1 protein-coding gene is annotated in these 532 nt (G+C 40.6%); it reads right to left on the reverse strand.

Annotation, left to right across the window (positions count from 1 at the left end):
• Window positions 1-376: DDE-type integrase/transposase/recombinase (locus DNJ75_RS15255; RefSeq protein ID WP_157968431.1), on the reverse strand; the 376-nt coding region annotated here is incomplete at its 3' end.
• Between the last annotated feature and the right edge of the window lie 156 nt (window positions 377-532).

Genomic DNA, 532 nt, shown 5'->3' on the forward strand with positions numbered 1-532 from the left:
GCCAACGTTCAAGCTTACCCTTGCCTTCAGGTTCATACGGACGACAATAAATCAGGCGAATATCTAAACGTGCACAGATTTGCTGTAGTGAATCACTGCGATAAGCTGAGCCATTATCGACAATCAAACGCTTAGGCAAACCACGCCGAAGGACGGCTTCTTTCAATACACATTCCACTGAAGTTGCCTGTTCATTAAAATACAATCCACTATGCGTAATCAGGCGCGAGGCATCATCCATTAAGCTAATTAAATAGACCTTTTGTAGTCCTTTGGCGGTGTGAATCTTACCGGCATGCATGACATCACCATACCAGATATCATTGGCGCGTTGTGCGCTAAACTGTCTACGTTCTATTCTACCCCAAAGTGTCAATACAGTTTTTTAAAAATTCTTATTCCTACACATGTCATGCAACCTGCAATGTTTTTTGCGCCTGACTTTTAAAGTCAATAGCACCTTCTTTGTACACGTTCATTGGTTTTTTGTATCCCAAACTTTCATGAAATCTACGGTTATTATAAAAATCAA

The sequence above is a fragment of the Cysteiniphilum litorale genome (assembly GCF_003428165.1).
GTDB classification, from domain to species: domain Bacteria; phylum Pseudomonadota; class Gammaproteobacteria; order Francisellales; family Francisellaceae; genus Caedibacter; species Caedibacter litoralis.